The organism is Polaromonas sp. P4_F9 (assembly GCF_056401235.1).
In genome coordinates, this window is record NZ_JBFUJT010000012.1 from 137,820 (window position 1) to 157,185 (window position 19,366).

14 protein-coding genes are annotated in these 19,366 nt (G+C 63.6%); 10 read left to right on the forward strand and 4 right to left on the reverse strand.

Annotation, left to right across the window (positions count from 1 at the left end; all coding sequences use genetic code 11):
- Positions 1 to 72: 72 nt before the first annotated feature.
- Positions 73 to 1,398, forward strand: a complete 1,326-nt coding sequence (locus AC1DUB_RS12840) for a C4-dicarboxylate transporter DctA (protein ID WP_477729805.1) — start codon at positions 73 to 75, stop codon at positions 1,396 to 1,398.
- Between the two features lie 19 nt (positions 1,399 to 1,417).
- Positions 1,418 to 2,113: a GntR family transcriptional regulator gene (locus AC1DUB_RS12845; protein WP_477717984.1), complete on the forward strand. Its 696-nt coding sequence runs from the start codon at positions 1,418 to 1,420 to the stop codon at positions 2,111 to 2,113.
- A 469-nt stretch (positions 2,114 to 2,582) separates the two neighbouring features.
- Here AC1DUB_RS12845 and AC1DUB_RS12850 read toward each other — a convergent pair whose 3' ends face one another.
- The gene (locus AC1DUB_RS12850; protein WP_477729806.1) at positions 2,583 to 3,098 is read right to left on the reverse strand and encodes a cyanophycin metabolism-associated DUF1854 family protein; all 516 of its coding nucleotides are present in this window, start codon (positions 3,096 to 3,098) and stop codon (positions 2,583 to 2,585) included.
- 14 nt (positions 3,099 to 3,112) lie between these two features.
- Positions 3,113 to 5,461 carry a cyanophycin metabolism-associated ABC transporter gene (locus tag AC1DUB_RS12855; protein WP_477729807.1) on the reverse strand — a complete coding sequence of 783 codons (2,349 nt, stop codon included), beginning with the start codon at positions 5,459 to 5,461 and terminating at the stop codon, positions 3,113 to 3,115.
- A gap of 333 nt (positions 5,462 to 5,794) precedes the next feature.
- On the opposite strand from AC1DUB_RS12855, the gene AC1DUB_RS12860 reads away from it, so the two are divergent.
- The 4 genes from AC1DUB_RS12860 (at position 5,795) to AC1DUB_RS12875 (ending at position 12,304) form a co-directional block, all read left to right on the forward strand.
- On the forward strand, positions 5,795 to 8,026 hold the full coding sequence (locus tag AC1DUB_RS12860) for a cyanophycin synthetase (protein WP_477729808.1): 2,232 nt from the start codon (positions 5,795 to 5,797) through the stop codon (positions 8,024 to 8,026).
- Positions 8,026 to 10,653, forward strand: a complete 2,628-nt coding sequence (gene cphA / locus AC1DUB_RS12865) for a cyanophycin synthetase (RefSeq protein ID WP_477729809.1) — start codon at positions 8,026 to 8,028, stop codon at positions 10,651 to 10,653. The genes AC1DUB_RS12860 and cphA overlap by 1 nt, the downstream gene beginning before the upstream one ends.
- A gap of 165 nt (positions 10,654 to 10,818) precedes the next feature.
- A complete protein-coding gene (locus AC1DUB_RS12870; protein ID WP_477729810.1) occupies positions 10,819 to 11,649 on the forward strand; it encodes an urease accessory protein UreD in 831 nt (276 codons plus the stop codon).
- Positions 11,650 to 11,947: 298 nt separating this feature from the next.
- Positions 11,948 to 12,304, forward strand: coding sequence for a hypothetical protein (locus AC1DUB_RS12875; RefSeq protein WP_477729811.1), 357 nt, complete (start codon positions 11,948 to 11,950; stop codon positions 12,302 to 12,304).
- Positions 12,305 to 12,473: 169 nt separating this feature from the next.
- Here AC1DUB_RS12875 and alaC read toward each other — a convergent pair whose 3' ends face one another.
- The gene (alaC, locus tag AC1DUB_RS12880; protein ID WP_477729812.1) at positions 12,474 to 13,685 is read right to left on the reverse strand and encodes an alanine transaminase; all 1,212 of its coding nucleotides are present in this window, start codon (positions 13,683 to 13,685) and stop codon (positions 12,474 to 12,476) included.
- 458 nt (positions 13,686 to 14,143) lie between these two features.
- On the opposite strand from alaC, the gene AC1DUB_RS12885 reads away from it, so the two are divergent.
- The 4 genes from AC1DUB_RS12885 to AC1DUB_RS12900 all read left to right on the forward strand — a co-directional run bounded on the left by AC1DUB_RS12885 (position 14,144) and on the right by AC1DUB_RS12900 (position 18,131).
- On the forward strand, positions 14,144 to 14,800 hold the full coding sequence (locus AC1DUB_RS12885) for a CDGSH iron-sulfur domain-containing protein (protein WP_477729813.1): 657 nt from the start codon (positions 14,144 to 14,146) through the stop codon (positions 14,798 to 14,800).
- Positions 14,801 to 14,946: 146 nt separating this feature from the next.
- Positions 14,947 to 15,324, forward strand: coding sequence for a hypothetical protein (locus AC1DUB_RS12890; RefSeq protein ID WP_477729814.1), 378 nt, complete (start codon positions 14,947 to 14,949; stop codon positions 15,322 to 15,324).
- 143 nt (positions 15,325 to 15,467) lie between these two features.
- Positions 15,468 to 16,916: an IS1182 family transposase gene (locus AC1DUB_RS12895; protein WP_477729815.1), complete on the forward strand. Its 1,449-nt coding sequence runs from the start codon at positions 15,468 to 15,470 to the stop codon at positions 16,914 to 16,916.
- 414 nt (positions 16,917 to 17,330) lie between these two features.
- Complete coding sequence (locus AC1DUB_RS12900; protein ID WP_477729816.1) at positions 17,331 to 18,131, forward strand: transporter substrate-binding domain-containing protein; 801 nt, start codon at positions 17,331 to 17,333, stop codon at positions 18,129 to 18,131.
- 206 nt (positions 18,132 to 18,337) lie between these two features.
- Here AC1DUB_RS12900 and urtE read toward each other — a convergent pair whose 3' ends face one another.
- Positions 18,338 to 19,030 (reverse strand): urea ABC transporter ATP-binding subunit UrtE, encoded by a 693-nt coding sequence (gene urtE, locus AC1DUB_RS12905; protein ID WP_477729817.1) that lies wholly within the window; start codon positions 19,028 to 19,030, stop codon positions 18,338 to 18,340.
- Positions 19,031 to 19,366: the final 336 nt, after the last annotated feature.

Genomic DNA, 19,366 nt, shown 5'->3' on the forward strand with positions numbered 1-19,366 from the left:
GCCTACATTACTTGTATGCAAGACTTGTGAGCAATAGGCCTTGCTGTTCAGAAACCCCTTTCGGAGACTGCCATGCCCAAGTTTTTCCGCTCCCTGTTCGGTCAGGTGCTGCTCGCCCTGATCGTCGGTGTGATCCTCGGTTTTGTCTGGCCAGACACGGCCGTGCAACTCAAGCCGCTCGGCGACGGCTTCATCAAGCTGATCAAGATGCTGATTCCGCTGATCGTGTTTTGCGTGGTGGTGCACGGCATCGCTGGCACCGGCGACCTCAAGCGGGTCGGCCGGGTCGGCGTCAAGTCGCTGATCTACTTTGAGGTGGTCACCACCGTCGCCCTGGCGCTGGGCCTGCTGCTGGCCTTTGTGTTCCAGCCCGGCGTGGGCATGAATGTCGACCCCAAGACGCTCGACGCCAGCGCCATGAGCGCCTATGCCACCAACGCGAGCAAGCTGACCGGCGGCGGCACGGTCGACTTCCTGATGAAGCTGATCCCGACCACGGCGGTGAGCGCCTTCGCCAACGGCGACGTGCTGCAGGTGCTGCTGTTCGCCGTGTTGTTCGGCTGCGCGCTGGCCATGCTGGGCGAGCGCGGAAAGCATGTCAGCGGTTTCATCGAAGATCTCTCCCATGTGCTGTTCAAGACCATGGGCATCATCATCAAGCTGGCGCCCCTGGGCGTGCTGGGTGCCATTGCCTTCACCGTGGGCAAGTACGGCATCGGCTCGCTCAAGCAGCTGGGCATGCTGGTGGTGCTGTTCTATGGCGCGGTGACCATCTTCGTGGTCGCCGTGCTCGGCGCCATCATGCACCTGTCGGGCTTCAACCTGTTCAGGCTGCTGCGCTACCTGCGTGAGGAACTGATGGTGGTGTTTGCCACCACCTCGTCCGACAGCGTGCTGCCGCAGATCATGGCCAAGCTCAAGCACATGGGCATACGCGACTCCACGGTCGGCCTGGTCATCCCCACCGGCTATTCGTTCAATCTCGACGCGTTCTCGATCTACATCACGCTGGCGGCCGTCTTCATTGCCCAGGCCACCAACACACCGATCTCGATGACCGACCTGCTGACCATCCTGGCCATCTCGCTGGTCACCTCCAAGGGCGCCCACGGTGTGCCAGGCTCGGCGATCGTGGTGCTGGCCGCCACCCTGCAGGCGATTCCGGCCATTCCCGCCATCGGCCTGGTGCTCGTGCTGTCGGTGGACTGGTTCATGGGCATCGCCCGCGCCCTGGGCAACCTGATCGGCAACTGCGTGGCCACGGTTGCGGTGGCCGCCTGGGAGGGTGACATCGACCGCGAGCGCGCCCATGCCGTGCTCAATGGCGAGCCGCACGCGGTGTTCGACATAGAGGACGAGGAGCCAGCGCCCGTGCCGGTGGCCGTGCCAGTTCGTTAGTCCGTTAAAGTCCCATGCCATGAGCAGCCAGAACCAGATTTCCCAGCAGGTGGTCGAATCCATCCTCGCGCAAAAGCTCGCGCCCGGTGAGCGCCTGGGCGAGCAGGAGCTCGCCGAGCTGTTCGGTGTGAGCCGCACGCTGGTGCGTGAAGCACTGATGCAGCTGCAGGCACGCGGCTTCGTGGAAGTGCGCACACGCAAGGGCTGGTATGTGGTGGAGCCCTCGGTCGAGGAGGCACGCGATGCGTTTTCGGCCCGCCGCATCATCGAGACCGGTATCCTGCGCGAAGCAGGCCGGCCGCTGCAATCGGTGGTGCGCAAGCTGCGCCAGCACATTGCCCAGGAGAAACAGGCGATCGAAGACGCCGACGCCGCCACCCGCTCTTTCCTGCTGGCCGACTTCCATGTCTGCCTGGCCGAATGCCTGGGGCAACGGCTGCTGTGCGATGTGCTGCGCGACCTGACCGCGCGCACCACGCTGGCAGCCTCGCTGTACCAGTCCAAGCACGACGCGGGGCAGTCCTGCGCCGAACATGCCGGGATCGTGGCCGCGCTCGAAAAAGGCCAGCTGGAGCTGGCCCGGCAGCGCATGCTGGACCACATTGGCAGCGTCGAAGCGGCGCTGGGCTCGTCGGCGCCGGACGCCTCCAGCAGTGACAGGCTGCGCGCGGCGCTCTCGCCGGTAGGGCGGCCCACCTTGCGCCGGGTGGGCTGACGCGCCCTGCCATCAAGACCGGCTATGCGCCGCTGTTAACCCCTATACGGTTCAGTGAGCACACTGCGTGCAGTGCCGCTCATCTCCTTCCCCCGCTGGGGGAAGGCCGGGATGGGGGCTCACGGCGTAGGCGTCGGGCCGCCGCCGTGCTTGTCTGGTCGCCGCTGGCCCCCACCCCAACCCTCCCCCGGAAGGGGAGGGAGCTTTACGGGGTCTTGGCTGAACTGTATTGAACCTATCGGGGCCAGAGGCAATACGGCTCAGTGAGCACCTCGCATGCAGGGCCGATCATCTCCTTCCCCCGCCGGGGGAAGGCGGGCTCACGGGCGTGGGCGTTGGGCCATCGCGCTTGGCTGGTCGCCGCTGCCCCCACCCCAACCCTCCCCCAACGGGGGAGGGAGCTTCACGGGTCCTTGACTGAACCGTGCTGCCACGCTAACCAACTAACCGGGTAGCTGCCCGCCGGCCCTCACAGAAACCGCTCCAGCAGGCGGCGCGAGGCGCGGTCCAGCGCCGCCATGTCGGGCACGCTGTACTGCACGCCCTGGCTGCCCGAGATGAGCAAGGCCGTGCGCCCCAGCCGGCGTATGTCTTCCTCGCCCTTGAGCACAAAAGACGTGTCGCCCCGGTCGGTCTCCACCGTCCAGATGCTGGGTGTGGCAAAGGTCGACACGCTTTTCAGGCGCCGTATCTCGGGCACAAAGTCGCGCAGGGCCAGTTCTTCCTGCAGCAGCGTGCGCAGTGCGGGCGGCAGCGCCTGCAACTGCTCCACCCAGGCGAGTTCGTGGCCCTCGGTGCTGACCAGCGAGATGCCTTCATCGGGCGCAGCCAGCGGGAACGCCCGCACGGGCACCACGCCGGCATGCTGCTCGCCGTTGGCACCAATGAACAGCAGCCGGCCGGAGGGCTGGCGCACTAGCTGGAAAGCCGGTGAAGCTGCAGATGATGTCGAGGGTGTCGAGGGTGTCGAGGGGGAATTTGTCATGCTCAGGTTCTCACTCATGGGTTGCCCGCATGTTGTGCGGTATGGGCCAGCTGCGAGGTGGCCAGGGCTATCCGGCTCTCCTCGCCGTCCTGGCCGTCCTCCTCGCTGTCCACCTGACGCGCCTGCGCTTCATACAGCCGCCAGTAAGCACCCTGCTTCGCCATCAGCTCATCGTGCGGGCCGACTTCCACCACCTGGCCGCGGTCCATCACCACCAGCCGGTCGGCCTTGCGCAGCGTCGAGAGTCGGTGGGCAATGGCAATCGTCGTGCGGCCCTGCACCAGGTTGTCCAGCGCGCGCTGGATTTCCTTTTCGGTCTCGGTGTCGACCGACGAGGTGGCCTCGTCCAGGATCAGGATGCGCGGGTTGATCAGCAGGGCGCGCGCAATCGAGATGCGCTGGCGCTCCCCGCCCGACAGGCCCTGGCCGCGCTCGCCCACCAGCGAGTCATAGCCCTGGGCCAGGCGCAGGATGAACTCATGCGCATGGGCGGCGCGCGCGGCCGCCACGATCTCGGCGCGCGTGGCGCCGGGTTTGCCGTAGGCGATGTTCTCGGCAATCGTGCCGAAAAAGAGGAAGGGCTCCTGCAGCACCAGGCCGATGTGGCGGCGGTAGTCGGCCACGCCAAAGCGCCGGATGTCGGTACCGTCTACTTGAATAGCGCCGTCGCTCACATCGTAAAAACGGCAAATCAGGTTGACCAGTGTGCTTTTGCCCGAACCGCTGTGGCCGACCAGGCCGATCATCTCGCCCGGCTCGATCTGCAGGTCCAGGCCGCGAATGACGGACCGGTTGCCATAGCGAAAACCCAGGCCCTTCATCTCGATGCGCCCCTGCAGCGCGCCTATCTTGACCGGGTTCGCCGTCTCCGGCACGTTGGAGACATGGTCCAGGATGTCGAAAATCCGCTTGGCGCCGGCCGCCGCCTTTTGCGTCACCGACACGATGCGGCTCATGGAATCCAGCCGGGTGTAAAAGCGCCCGATGTAGGCAATGAAGGCCGTCAGCACCCCGACCGTGATCTGCTGCTTCGACACCAGCCAGATGCCGAAAGCCCATACCACGAGCAGGCCGATCTCGGTCAGCAGTGACACCGTGGGCGTGAACAGCGACCAGGTCTTGTTGAGCTTGTCGTTGACCACCAGGTTGTGCTGGTTGACCTCCCGAAAGCGCTGGGCTTCGCGTTTTTCCTGGGCGAAAGCCTTGACCACACGGATGCCGGGGATCGTGTCGGCCAGCACGTTGGTCACGTCGGACCAGACCCGGTCGATCTTTTCAAAACCGGTGCGCAGCTTGTCCCGCACCACATGGATCATCCAGCCGATAAACGGCAGCGGCAGCAGGGTCACCAGCGCCAGCCACGGATTGATTGAGAACAAAATGACCGCGGTCATGAGGATCATCAGCACATCGGTGGCAAAGTCCAGCGCATGCAGCGACAGGAACACACAGATACGGTCGGTTTCGGAGCCTATGCGGGACATCAGGTCGCCGGTGCGCTTGCCACCAAAATAGTCGAGGGACAGCTCCAGCAGGTGGTCAAACGTGGCGGTACGCAGGTCGGCGCCAATGCGCTCGGACACCAGCGCCAGCAAATAGGTGCGTGCCCAGTTCAGCGCCCAGCCCAGCAACGCCGCGCCCAGCAGCCCGGCGAGCAGGGCAATGACCTTCCAGGGCTCGATCTGCTGGCCGTTCTGGAACGGGATCAGGATGTCATCCATCAGCGGAATGGTCAGGTAGGGCGGCACCAGCGTAGCCGCCGTGGAGGCCAGTGTCAGCAGAAAACCGGCCAGCAGCTGGTGGCGGTAAGGGTGGGCAAAACGCCACAGGCGCAGCAACACCCAGGTGGACGGCGGCGTGTGCAGTTCGCGGGCGCAGGCCGGGCATTCCTCGCTGTCCGGCGGCAGCGGCAAATCGCATTCGGGGCACAGGGCGGCTTCGTCGGCCACGCCGGCCGCACCCGCCACATCGGCCGTCATGGCGCCTTGCTGGGCAAACAGCCGCGCCAGGCGCAGCGCCTGCATATTGGCCCCCAGGGTAAACCGCCAGCTCGCGAGCCGGCTGTGGGTATCGTGCAGCTCCAGGGTGCCCACGCCGGCATGGTCGAAATGGCGCAATTGCAAGCCCTGCCCGGGCGCACCCGCCGCGTCCGGGAGGGACCAGGCGTGCCAGTCGCCCTGCGGGCTGCAGGCCAGCAGGCGGCGGTCGGTCAGGGCGAGCAGGCCCTGGGCAAAACGAAGTTGCGGGTCCAGGTCAACCGTCAGGGTCGCCAGAACGTTTTCTTTGGTTGCAAGTTGTGAACGAAGCCCTGTCAGCGCAGGGTCGGTATGGCTGGAGTCGTCCACCGGATGGTTATGTTGCATTGTGTTGTGAATTTCCTGGAGTCCGGCATCTGGCGCGGCTGGGTGTTCGGATTCGCGCGGATTGGCCCCGAAGCAGGGATTTTCGCCGAATGCGGGCCGTCGCATCGATGTTTACCCATTTCCGGACCGAAAATGGCGAATGCCTGCAAAATCAGCACTTTGCCAACTGCCGCCCGCTGCAATTAAAACCAGCAAATAAATAACGAAAATAACGAGACACAGGCAGGACCCTGAGACCCTCAAAGGCCTCCAACTGAAATCTATCGGCACAACATGGGCATCCTGCATGGGCAGGACCGAAAACCCGGTAACGTGCCGACAATTTTGCAAAACATGAGCAAACAGGACGACATCAAGCTACTGCGCATCAACTACCTGCGCGGCCCGAATATCTGGACCTACCGGCCCGTTCTTGAAGTATGGCTGGACCTGGGGGGCCTGGAAGACTGCCCCTCCAACCTGCTGCCCGGCTTCAATGACCGGCTGGTCGCCCTGCTGCCCGCCCTGCTCGAACACCACTGCGGTGTCGGCGAGCGCGGCGGCTTCATCCAGCGCCTGCGGGAAGGCACCTGGGCGGGCCACGTGCTGGAACATGTGGTGATCGAGCTGCTGAACCTGGCCGACATGCCAACCGGCTTTGGCCAGACACGCAGCACCTCCCGGCGCGGCGTGTACCGCATGGTGTTCCGGGCGCGCGACGAACAGGTGGCCCGCACGGCGCTCGCCGAAGGCCACCGGCTGCTGATGGCCGCCATCAATGACGAAGCCTTCGGGCCGGCCGACGTACAGCTTGCCGTGGAGAAAATCCGCGCCAAGGTGGATAACTGCTACCTCGGCCCCAGCACGGCGTCCATTGTGGCGGCCGCCACCGACCGCCGCATTCCGCACATCCGCCTGAACGACGGCAACCTGGTCCAGCTGGGCTACGGCGCCAGCCAGCGCCGCATCTGGACCGCCGAAACCGACCTCACCAGCGCCATCGCCGAAGGGATTGCCCACGACAAGGACCTGACCAAAAGCCTGCTGGCCACCTGCGGCGTTCCCGTGCCGGAAGGCGAAATAGTCAGCACCGTGGAGCAGGCCTGGGAAGCCGCCCAGGACATCGGCCTGCCGGTGGTCGTCAAGCCCTCCGACGGCAACCATGGCCGCGGCGTCTCGCTGGACCTCAACACCCAGGAAGAAGTGGAAGCGGCTTTCCGCGTGGCCGAGCCGCATGGCAGCGAGGTGATGGTGGAGCGCTTCATACGTGGCCATGAACACCGCCTGCTGGTGGTGGGCGGCCGCGTCGTGGCGGCAGCGCGCGGCGAAACCGCCACCGTGACCGGCGACGGCAGCTCGACCGTGATGCAACTGGTGGACGCCCAGCTCAACACCGACCCGCGGCGCGGCCTGGAAGAAGACTTTCCCCTCAGCCGCATCGAAACCGACAAGGACGAAGCCATTGTGCTGGACCTGCAGCGCCAGGGCCTGACGCCCCTCGCCATTCCGGCTGCCGGCCGGCAGGTGCTGATCCAGCGCAACGGCAATGTCGCCATCGACTGCACCGACGAGGTCCATCCCGAGGTCGACCACATCGTGTCGCTCGCCGCGCGCGTCGTCGGCCTGGACATCGCCGGCGTCGATGTGGTGGCGCAGGACATCTCGCGTCCGCTGCACGCGCAGGGCGGCGCCATTGTCGAGGTCAATGCCGGGCCCGGGCTGCTGATGCACCTCAAGCCCGCCGAGGGTTCGCCACGGCCCGTGGGCCGCGCCATTTGCGACCACCTGTTTCCCGACACACCCGACCACGCGCCACAGGACGGCCTGAACAGCAGCCCCTGCGGCCGCATTCCCATCGTTGGCATTGCCGGCTCCGAGGGCACCCAGCGCATTGCGCGCCTGGTGGCTTGGCTGCTGCACCTGTCTGGTCGCTACACCGGCCTGGCCTGCCGCGATGGCCTGTTCCTGGACCAGCGCTGCGTCGATGCCTCCGACAGCGCGCACTGGGAAGCCGGCCAGCGCCTGCTGATCAATCGCACGGTGCAGGCCGCCGTGTTTGAAAACGGCGCCGAGACCATCTTGCGCAGCGGCCTGGCTTACGACCGCTGCCAGGTGGGCGTGGTCACCGACCTCGGCGGTGCCGCCGGCCTGGCCGAATTCGACATCACCGAAGACGAGCAGATGTTCCGGGTCATGCGCACGCAGGTCGACGTGGTGCTGTCCGGCGGTGCGGCGGTCCTCAACGCCGCCCATCAACGCATCGCGGACATGCATGACCTGTGCGATGGCGAAGTCATTTTCTACAGTGCCGACCCCAAGGCGTCCGCCGTCGCCGCGCACTGCGCCAAAGGCGGCCGCGCCCTGTGTGTGCGGCAAGACCAGATCGTGCTGACCACCGGCGCCACCGAAGCCTTTTTGCCCGGCCTGGGCAAGCTGTCGGCCTGGCGCGCGCGGCGCGACCTCGGTGAAAGCACGCTGCTGGCCGCCGTTGGGGCGGCCTGGGCGCTGGGCATTCCGCTCAATTTGATCGGCGCAGGCCTGGAAGCCTTTGAAACCACCCCTAAAACTGCCGGGAGTGCAGAGTAATGGAAGTGTCCCGTATCCGGGCCCTGCGCGGGCCCAACCTCTGGAGCCGGCACACGGCACTGGAAGCCGTCGTGGCCTGCACGGCGGCCGAACGTTCCGTAGACGACCTGCCCGGCCTTGAGCCGCGCGTGCGTGCGCTCTTTCCCGGCATCGGCGCGCTGCGCCAGACCGGCCACGGCGGCCCGGTCTCGCTGGCGCATGTGCTGGAAGCCTCTGCGCTGGCGCTGCAGGCGGCAGCCGGTTGCCCGGTCACCTTCAGCCAGACGGCCGTCACGGTGGAACCCGGCACCTACCAGGTCGTTGTCGAATACAGCGAAGAGGCCGTGGGCCGGCTGGCTCTGGAACTGGCGCAGGCCCTGATTCACGCAGCCCTGCGCGACGCCGCTTTTGACCTCGACGCGGCCATCGCGCAACTGCGCGACCTGGACGAAGACGAGCGCCTGGGGCCCAGCACCGGCGCGATTGTCGATGCGGCCGTGGCGCGCGGCATTCCCTACCGGCGACTCACCAAGGGCAGCATGGTGCAGTTCGGCTGGGGCTCCAAACAGCGCCGCATCCAGGCGGCCGAAATCGACGCCACCAGCGCGGTGGCCGAGTCGATTGCCCAGGACAAGGACCTCACCAAAAAGCTGCTGCGTGCGGCCGGCGTGCCGGTGCCGCTGGGCCGGCCGGTCAGCGACGTGGAAGACGCCTGGGCCGTGGCCCGGCAGATTGGCCTGCCCGTCGCGGTGAAGCCGCAAGACGGCAACCAGGGCAAGGGCGTTACCGTCAACATCAGCAGCCGGGAACAACTGGAAAGCGCCTACCGCGCAGCGGCCGAGTACGGCGAGGTCATGGTCGAAACATTTTTGCCCGGCAGCGACTTCCGCCTGCTGGTGGTCGGCGACAAGCTGGTCGCCGCCTCGCGGCGCGATCCGCCGCAGGTGGTCGGCGACGGCCTGCACACCGTGCGCGAACTGGTCGACATCGTCAACCAGGACCCTCGGCGCGGCGAAGGCCATGCCACCTCGCTGACCAAAATCCGCTTTGACGACATCGCCGTGGGCCGGCTCGAGGCCCAGGATCTCACGCCCGAATCGATTCCCGCCAAGGGACGCCGCGTCATCCTGCGCAACAACGCCAATCTGAGCACTGGCGGCACCGCGACCGATGTCACGGACGATGTGCACCCCGCAGTGGCGGCACGCGCCGTGGCTGCGGCGAAGATGGTGGGCCTGCATATTTGCGGCGTCGACGTGGTCTGCGAAAGCATGCTGCGCCCGCTCGAATCGCAAAGCGGCGGCGTGGTCGAGGTCAATGCCGCGCCCGGCCTGCGCATGCACCTCTCGCCCTCTTATGGCAAGGGCCGCGCCGTGGGCGTGGCCATGATCAACGAGCTGTTCCCGGCCGGCGGAAATGATGTGAATAACGGCCGCATCCCCGTGATTGCCGTAACCGGCACCAACGGCAAAACCACCACCACGCGCCTGATTGCCCACCTGATGACGGCGCACGGCCTGCGCACCGGCATGACCAACACCGACGGTGTCTGGGTCAATGGCCGGCAGACCGACAGCGGTGACTGCAGCGGCCCCAAGAGCGCCCGCAATGTGCTGATGCATCCCGACGTGGACGCCGCCGTCTTTGAAGTCGCCCGCGGCGGTGTGCTGCGTGAAGGCCTGGGCTTTGACCGCTGCGAAGTGGCCGTCGTCACCAACATCGGCAGCGGCGACCACCTGGGGCTCAACTACATCACCACGGTGGAAGACCTGGCGGTGCTCAAGCGCGTGATTGTGCAGAACGTCGCGTCCACCGGCTATGCGGTGCTCAATGCGGCGGATCCCATCGTGGCCGACATGACTGCCACCTGCCCCGGCAAGGTGATTTATTTCGCAGCAGACCGCCACCACCCGCTCATGGCCACGCACCGCGCGCAGGGCAAGCGCACCGTGTACGTGGACGGCCCGATGCTGGTGGCCGCCGAAGGCGCGTGGGTCGAACGCATTCCGCTGACCGGCATTCCCGTGACGCGCGGCGGCAGCATCGGCTTTCAGGTCGAGAACGCCATGGCTGCGGTAGCCGCAGCCTGGGCGACGGGCCTGAACTGGGACACCATCAAAAGCGGGCTGGCCAGTTTCGTGAACGATGCGCACAACGCACCGGGCCGCTTCAATGTGATGGACTACCGCGGTGCCACGGTCATTGCCGACTACGGCCACAACCCGGACGCCATGCGCGCGCTGGTGGCGGCGGTAGACGCCATGCCCGCCGCATCCGGGCAACGCCGCAGCGTGGTGATCAGCGGCGCCGGCGACCGGCGCGACAGCGACATCCGCGACCAGACCGTGATCCTGGGCGCCGCGTTTGACGACGTCATCCTTTACCAGGACGCCGCCCAGCGCGGCCGCGCCGATGGCGAAGTGATGGGGCTGCTGCGCGAAGGCCTGGAAGGATTGCACAAGGCCAGCCGCACCAGCCGCATCGACGAAATCCGCGGCGAATTCCTGGCCATTGACACGGCACTGGCGCGCCTGCAACCCGGTGACCTGTGCCTGGTGCTGGTGGACCAGGTGCAGGAAGCGCTGGACCACCTGGCGCTGCGGGTGAAGGAAGCCAAAGACCACAAAGACCAGTTGGTGGCATCCTGAAGCACATTCCGGCTTGCCCGCGCCGACCACAGAACAGGCAATAGCGCAGGCAGCCGGAATCAATGACCAGCCACGATCAACAACGGCCGAAGCCCATCAAAAACACGGGCTGACAGCTATAAACTTCATAGCGAACCAGCGTGGCAGGCACGCTAAACTCGGCCCATGACCTGGAACGCGACGCTCGCACTCGACTACACACGGCAAGCCGGCAAGACGGTTGCCCACTTTCGCCACAGCGGGCCGCTGCGTATCTTGCAAAGCCTCTATCCCGAGGGCGATGCCATTTGCCACAACGTGATCGTGCACCCGCCCGGCGGGCTGGTGGGCGGCGACACCCTCGACCTGCAATTCAGCGCCGGCGCCGGCGCACACGGCCTGGTCACCACACCCGGCGCCACGCGCTTTTACCGCTCCACCGGAGAGCCCGCGCTGCAGCGCACCCATCTGACGCTCGAGGCCGGCGCGCGCATGGAGTGGCTGCCGCTGGAGGCGATTTGCTACAGCGGCTGCCTCGCTGAAAACCACCTGACCATGACGCTGGCCCCCGGGGCCGAGTTGATCGGCTGGGACGTCACCGCACTCGGCCTGCCCGCTGCCAGCCTGCCCTTTGAACACGGCAGCTTTTGCCAGCACATTGAAGTGCCTGGCGTGTGGCTGGAGCGGGCGCGCATGCAGGCCAGCGACACCCTGCTGATGAGCAGCCCGCTCGGCATGGCGGGCCACCGCTGCATGGCCTCGCTCTTTTTTGTGGCCGGCAGCAAGCTCGACCGCAACCGCCGCCAGCAGGCGCTGGATACCGCGCGCCAGATCCTCGAAGCGCACCCGCTGTCGGCTACGGCGGGCGCCACCAGTCCCGATGGGCAGGTGGTGGTGGTCAGGGTGCTGGCGCCGGTGGTGGAGCCTGCCATGGCACTGCTGCGGCAGGTGTGGCTGGCCTGGCGCAGTCATTTCTGGCAGCAGGCCGCCTCCAGCCCGCGCATCTGGTCGATGTAAAAACCGGATTCCCACAGGCGCGGCCTTCAGCATCTTTTCCCCTCTGTTCCTGCGGTGCTTGAGCCAGGCAGGAAAACCCTTGAAAGACCTGTCCTACAGAGGAATTCGGCGTGGGACGCGGTCTTGCTGGTGATTTCCTTTCATCCCATACAGAGCCGCTGCGCCAAACTACATGAACCGAAATGGAACAAGGAGTTTGACCATGCACTTATCAATGCCTATCCGCCACGACCATCACGTCCGGCTTAACCGCTTTGGCAAAGGCGTGGCTTATTTCGGACTGGCTGTACTGCTGGCCATGACTGCCGCCACCGCTCAGATCGCCTCCGCGCAAATTGCATCCGGCACGACCGGTATTGATGCAACCGGTGACGCAAAAAGCGAAATGGCTGCCTGTAACAGCGGTAAAACCCAGCAAGACAAGGCCACCTGCATCACCGAGGTGAAAAATGCCAACGCAGCCAAGCGCGCAGGCAAGCTTGAAAACGGTGACGGCCAGTTTTCCGCCAACGCCCTGAAGCGGTGTGAAGTCTTTAAAGGTGACGACCAGATTGCCTGCAAGGAGCGCATTGCGGGCAGCGGCAAAGCCCAGGGCAGTGTCGCCGGTGGTGGCGTGCTGCGCGAAGCAGAAATAACAGTGCCTGCTACGCAATAAAGTTACCCAGGTTGCCACTCGCTCCGCCGGGGTTTGATGAATTCACCGGATGGGGTAGAAGCAAAGTGGGCCGCTCGATGCGGCCCACTTCTTTTTGGGCGGAGACTTTCCACGCCGTTCTCACCCTGTTCTCTACCCCAGCGAACGGCTGAACTGAACGGTATTGAAGCTAGGGCCTGACCAGCCCGTCGGCCTTGAACATGGCCTTGATGCCGCGCACGGCCTGGCGGATGCGGGCCTCGTTTTCGATCAGCGCAAAGCGCACATGGTCGTCGCCATGGTCGCCAAAGCCGATGCCGGGCGACACGCACACCCTGGCTTTTTCAAGCAACTGCCTGGCAAACTCCAGCGAACCGAGCTTGCGATAGGCCTCCGGGATGCGGGCCCAGATGTACATCGAGGCCTTGGGGCAGTCCACCTGCCAACCCGCTTCGATCAAGCCCTTGTAGAGCACATCGCGCCGGCTCTGGTACTGCGCGGCGATCTCTTTCACGCAACTCTGGTCGCCCTCCAGCGCGGCTATTGCAGCCACCTGCAGCGGCGTGAAGGTGCCGTAGTCGTGGTAGCTCTTGATGCGGGCCAGCGCGGCCACCAGGTCGGGATTGCCCACCATGAAGCCGACGCGCCAGCCCGCCATGTTGTAGCTCTTGGACAGTGTGAAGAACTCGACCGCAATGTCCTTGGCGCCCGGCACCTGCATGATGGACGGCGCCTTCCAGCCATCGAACACGATGTCGGCATAGGCCAGATCGTGCACCACAAAAATGTCGTGCTTGCGCGCCAGCGCAATCACCTTCTCGAAGAACTCCAGCTCCACGCACTGCGCCGTGGGGTTGGACGGAAAACCCAGCACCATCATCTTGGGCTTGGGGTAGCTGCCGCGAATCGCCTTCTCCAGCTCGGCGAAGAAATCCGTGTCGGGCGTCAGCGGCACGGAGCGGATGTCGGCCCCCGCGATCACCGCGCCGTAGATGTGGATCGGGTAGCTCGGATCGGGCACCAGCACGGTATCGCCACGGTCCAGTGTGGCCAGCATCAGGTGCGCCAGGCCTTCCTTGGAGCCGATGGTGACGATGGCCTCGGTGTCGGGGTCTATCGCCACCTGGTAGCGGCTCTGGTACCAGTGCGCGATGGCGCGGCGCAGGCGCGGAATGCCCTTGCTGGCCGAGTAGCCATGGGTGTCGGGCCGCTGCGCGACCTCGGTGAGCTTGGCCACGATGTGTGCCGGCGTGGCGCCATCGGGATTGCCCATGCTCATGTCGATGATGTCTTCGCCACGCCGGCGCGCCGCGAGCTTGAGCTCGGCCGTGATGTTGAAGACGTAGGGAGGAAGCCGGTCAATGCGCGCAAAGCGGCGCTTGCCTGAAGAGGAAGCGGACATAAAAAACTTTCACGTAAGCGCCCGGAACCGTCCGAGCGACGTGGCCGGCAATGAGGCCGGCCCACCGCCATCGTAACCGAGGGCGATGCCGGTCAACTGGTAGGAACCGAGCTCATCGGGCCCCCATAAGAAACCGCGATGAATCCACCTTGGCCGTTGCAGCAACTTTGTCGTGTTGGCGGTCATTGTGGAGAGTGCAACTGCGTGGTGTCACCCCCGAGCGGTCAGTCATGAATTGTTCTTCGCATAAGCCCAGCACAGCAAAAAAGGAGCCATTCAGAACCAACCCCCACTTTCCGGGAGGGCTATTGCATGGGCAGATAATTTGAGAGGGCCGCGGGAGCACTATGCTCGCACCCCGCCAAATGCGCGAGGCGTCAGCAGGCGTAGCATTCCATGCGTTCGGTATTGGGTGTTGAAGAGTCGCCCGCCTTGTGCGGCGGGTAAGGAGTGTCACCATGGCCGTGCTGGTTACCGCGAAACCTCCAGGCAAGCCAAGACCGCGCATAAGGCTGTCGCGCAATGGACCATACCTTGTCACCGTCGATGACCTGACAAACTCAAAGGGAGAGCGGCTCGAAGGGTGGCACGGCGTCGCGTTGTGTCGTTGCGGCGCGTCGAAGAGGAAGCCGTTTTGTGACAGCTCCCATATTCGGATCGGGTTTTCGGACGAGCGGCACCCGGACCGCACGCCTGATGGAGTCGTGGACTACCCGGGCGCCGCCATTGTTGTGAGCTTCAACCGTCTTCAGTGCTCGGCGTCGGAGCGGTGCGCCAAAACGCTTCCGCTGGTCTTCCGCGATGGCGAAAAACCCTGGATCCAGCCGGATCGGGCAGACGCGGACACCATCATCGAGGTCGTTCGACACTGCCCGTCAGGCGCGCTTCGATACACACGGCACGGCCAACCCGGACCAACTGACGTGGCTGCTCCGAGCATTCATATCGCACGAAACGGCCCCTATGAGGTTCAGGGGTTTGATCTTGACACCGAGAACTGGAGCGAAGGCGCCTCGCGTGAGCGCTTTACCCTCTGCCGCTGCGGCGGATCGAAGAACAAGCCATTCTGCGACGGTACGCACCGGAGCATCAACTTTCAGGACGACAGCAACTGAATCAGCGGATGGGCGGCTTGTTTTCGTCCGACCCAACACGGGTGAGGCCGGCGTGTCAGGCAGCGTTGCCCCAACCGTCAGCCTGACCCTTTTCAGGGACCTCGCGGGGAGTATCATGATTCAATAGCAAACACGCGAGAACTTCCATGAATACGATTCTCAAGACCGCAGTAGCGCTTACCTCAGTGTTCATTCTGCTGGGCCACGCCGAGGCCGCCTCAGAGGAACCTGCCGAGTCAACCACGAGCACTGCGCCTGGCGTAGTTGACAAGGTGGGAAATGCGGTCGCGCGGGGCGCAAAAGCCGCTGCCAGCGGCGTCGAGCGTGGGGTGAAGGCTGCAGCTGGCGGGGTCGAGCGCGGAGCGAAGGCCGCTGCCAGCGGCATCGAACGTGGAGCCAAGGCAACGGCCCGCGGAGTCGAGCATGGCGCGAAGGCAACTGCAAGCGCGGCTAGCCGCGTTGCCGGCAAGGTGGGCGGTTCACCCGCCTCCTCACCGGCATCCTCACCCGCGACCGACAAATAACGGAACGGTCGCGCGAGTTCAGTCGCACTGACGCCCAACCCGTCGATCAGTTGGGTGCCTGCAATGCAGCGAGGCTGTGTGAAAACCCCTTGAACCTTGCATGAAATTTGCTGTCACATATCGAACCGTACGGAGGGTTGGATATGGCGAGATTCATTGTGGGAGCGGATCGGCAACAAGTCACGCTGCTACCGGAGTGCTTGGACGACTTCATCACTGAAGACAACACCGTTCGGGTGGTTGATGCGTTCATAGGTGAGTTGGATATGGTGGCCCTGGGTTTCGAGGGAGCAACCCCGGCTGCAACGGGTCGACCTTCGTACCACCCATCGGTGCTGTTGAAACTCTACCTCTACGGTTACCTCAACCGCATCCAGTCCAGTCGCCGCCTGGAGCGCGAATGTCAGCGAAATGTGGAACTGATGTGGCTGACTGGGCGCTTGGCCCCTGACTTCAAGACCATTGCGGACTTCCGTCGTGATAACGGCAAAGGTATCCGCAATGTGTGTCGGCGCTTTGTGCTGTTATGCCGTGAGCTGAAGTTATTTAGCGAAGCGGTGGTGGCCATCGATGGCAGCAAGTTCAAGGCCGTCAACAACCGGGAGCGCAACTACACGCCCGGAAAGATCGAGCGGCGTGAACGCGAACTCGAAGAAAGCATCCAGCGCTACCTGGACGCACTGGAAACAGCCGACCGCACCCAACCCACAGAGATGCAGGCCAAGACGGAGCGCTTACAAGGAAAGATCCAGAAAATGCGCCAACGCATGCAAGACCTGCAGGCTGTCAAGGCACAGCTAGAAACCCTACCGGATCGACAACTCTCCCAGACCGACCCGGACGCACGGGCCATGACCACCTACAGCGCGAAGGGCACAGCCATGGTGGGCTACAACATACAAACAGCGGTAGACACCAAGAACCACTTGATCGTGGCGCATGAAGTTACGAACAACGGCAGCGACAGGTCACAGCTGAGTCAGATCGCACTGGCTGCACGCGAAGCCATGGGCAAGCGAAAATTGAAAGCTATCGCTGACAGCGGGTATTACAGTGGCACGGAGCTCAAGGCTTGCGAGGATGCAGGGATCGCAGCAATTGTTCCCAAGCCCATGACGTCAGGCGCCAAAGCCGAGGGGCGTTTCGATAAATCAGACTTCATCTACATCGCCCGCGATGACGAGTACCAATGCCCTGCAGGGCAGCGTGCCATCCACCGCTTTACAAGCGACGAGAGGGGAATGCAGATTCGTACCTACTGGAGCAGCTCGTGTATTGGATGCGCAATCAAGGCGCAATGCACTCCCAGTGACTACCGGCGCATAAGGCGCTGGGAGCATGAGGCGGTGATGGACAAGGTGCAGCAGCGCCTGGATCGTATGCCAAAGGCCATGACGGTGCGCAAGAGCACTATTGAACATGTCTTTGGAACGCTCAAGCACTGGATGGGCTGGACGCACTTCCTCACGCGGGGCATGCACAACGTGGCAACGGAAATGAGCTTGAGCGTGCTGGCTTACAACCTCAAACGTGTCATCCGCATTCTTGGCTTTGCGAAGACGATGAAGGCAATGCAACTGGTGGGTGCATAGACACCTATTTAGATCGCAGATCTGCCAATGCTGGCCGTCAAACGACCCATAGGGTTCCCGTATAGGGCCTGCGGTACAAATTAATTAAGAAAATCTGACGCACCCGAGAAATCGTGGAGCGCGCGATGATGATACGGGTTGTCGATGCTTTATCACACAGCCTCCAGCGGCAGTGGTCTTTCCTCCCTCAAATGGAGGGATGTTCAAACCACAACGTTTGGTCGAGAATCGCTATAAATGCGGAACGAGCCATTTCTTACAATTTGCCGGGTTTGTCGCTATTTTTAATGGCACAAACTATCCAAGTGAGACAAGCCTAACTGCCAGTTTTATAGTGAAAGTCGCCACGTTATACCGCTGCACCTTCCGGTCTACATTCGTTAAGGAGCAACGGTAACTTCAGAGGAGAACGCAATGCGAACGACTCATTGGCTGATGACCGCAATACTTGGACTGCTGCTTTCGGGCTGTGCGGGTGTCAATACCACCCCGACACCGGAAGTGCGACAGGCATTGGCTCCAACCGGCAAGCTTCGCGTTGGACTCCAGCAGAGCAATCCCTTGAACATGACGCGGGACCCCGTGTCGGGTGAGATGAAGGGGCTGGGATTTGACCTCGGAAAAGAGTTGGCCCGACGCATAGGGGTTCCGTTCGAGCCGGTTCTGTACCCATCGATCGGAGCCCTTCTCGACGGTGGGAAATCCGGGGCTTGGGACGTGTCCCATTTCGGGTTTAGTCCTGAGCGGGCGAAGGAGTTTGATTTTGCCGCCGTGCACCTGGAAGTCGAATTCGGCTACCTCGTCCCCGGCGGTTCTTCCATCTCGACAATGGCTGATGTGGATCGCCCCGGGATTCGAGTTGCCGTGCAGGAGAAGTCCGGCCCGGATGTCTTTTTCACTCGCGCACTGAAAAATGCAGTGTTGGTCCGAGCACCAAGCAACCCTGGCGCATTGGAGGCGCTGAAATCCGGGAGAGCAGACGTAATGGGCAGCATCAAGCCAATCCTGTTCGAGATGTCGAATCAATTGCCCGGTTCTCAGGTTCTCGACGGTCGGCCCGGCATCGATCCGCACGCCATGGCGATGCCGAAGGGACGGGATGTCGGCATCACGTACTTGCACCAGTTCATTGAAGACGCGAAGTCCGAGCATTTGGTTAAGGCCGCGGTCGAAAGAGCCGGGTTACGCGGCGTGGTGGTCACCCCGCATAAATGATGCTCTCTAACCACGGCTTGGACAGCGACGCCCGTAAAGCGGGCGCGCGTCAAACCGGCCGTTAAACGGCGGTTATCGGTCGACCCGAATCTCTGGAGTCAGTCTCAACCAGGCATTCAGCAATGCGCGTTGGGCCGTCAGGTATCGGCCGGTCCACGACGTTGCGACATTGCGATCAAAGAAGCTGTGGGTTCATGCCTTGGCGCTCATATCGCCACCAACTGCCGCACACCGTTGGCTTCCATGTCCTTGCCCTGGCCGCGCGCGATGAATTCGCCGCGCTCCATCACCAGGTAGTCATCAGCCAGCTCCTGCGCAAAGTCGTAGTACTGCTCCACCAGCAGAATCGCCATGTCTCCCCGGTCGGCCAGCATGCGGATCACGCGGCCGATGTCCTTGATGATGCTGGGCTGTATGCCCTCGGTCGGCTCGTCCAGGATCAGCAGCTTGGGCTTGGCGGCCAGCGCGCGCGCAATGGCGAGCTGCTGCTGCTGCCCGCCCGAGAGGTCGCCGCCGCGGCGGTTCAGCATCTGCTTGAGCACCGGAAACAACTCATACAGTTCTGCAGGAATCGGTGTGCCGGCGCTTTTGTAAGCCAGGCCCATGCGCAGGTTTTCTTCCACCGTCAGGCGCGCAAAGATTTCACGTCCCTGGGGGACGAAGCCTATGCCGGCCCTGGCGCGTTCATACGGTGTCGCACCCTGGATCTTCTTGCCATCGAATTCGATGGTGCCGGTCTTGATGGGCACCAGGCCCATGAGCGACTTGAGCAGCGTGGTCTTGCCTACGCCGTTGCGGCCCAGTAGCACCGTGACCTTGCCGAGATGGGAGTCCATGCTCACATCGCGCAGGATGTGGGAGCCGCCGTAGTATTGGTTGATGTTTTTGACTGTCAGCATGGGACTACTCCGAAGTTTGTGGGCCTTTGCTGAGGGTGGAGGCCGGGACTCGCCCCGGCGGGCGACTCACTTTCTCTTGCGTCGCCAAGAGAAAAGTAAGCAAAGAGAAGGCGACCCGCAGTCTGGGTCCTTGCGCTTCGCTTCAGGCAACCTGCGCTGCTCGACTCCGGCGGGGGTCCGCAGAACTCGCTACGTTGCACTTCGCTCAAACAACTGCGGCCCTGATCCCGCCTCCATCTGCGCTGCTCGGCCCAGCCAGGACGGGGTTGACAAAAATTCAAAAACCACCGAACACACCGATGCCTCACTCCCTCCCCCGCTGGGGGAGGGTTGGGG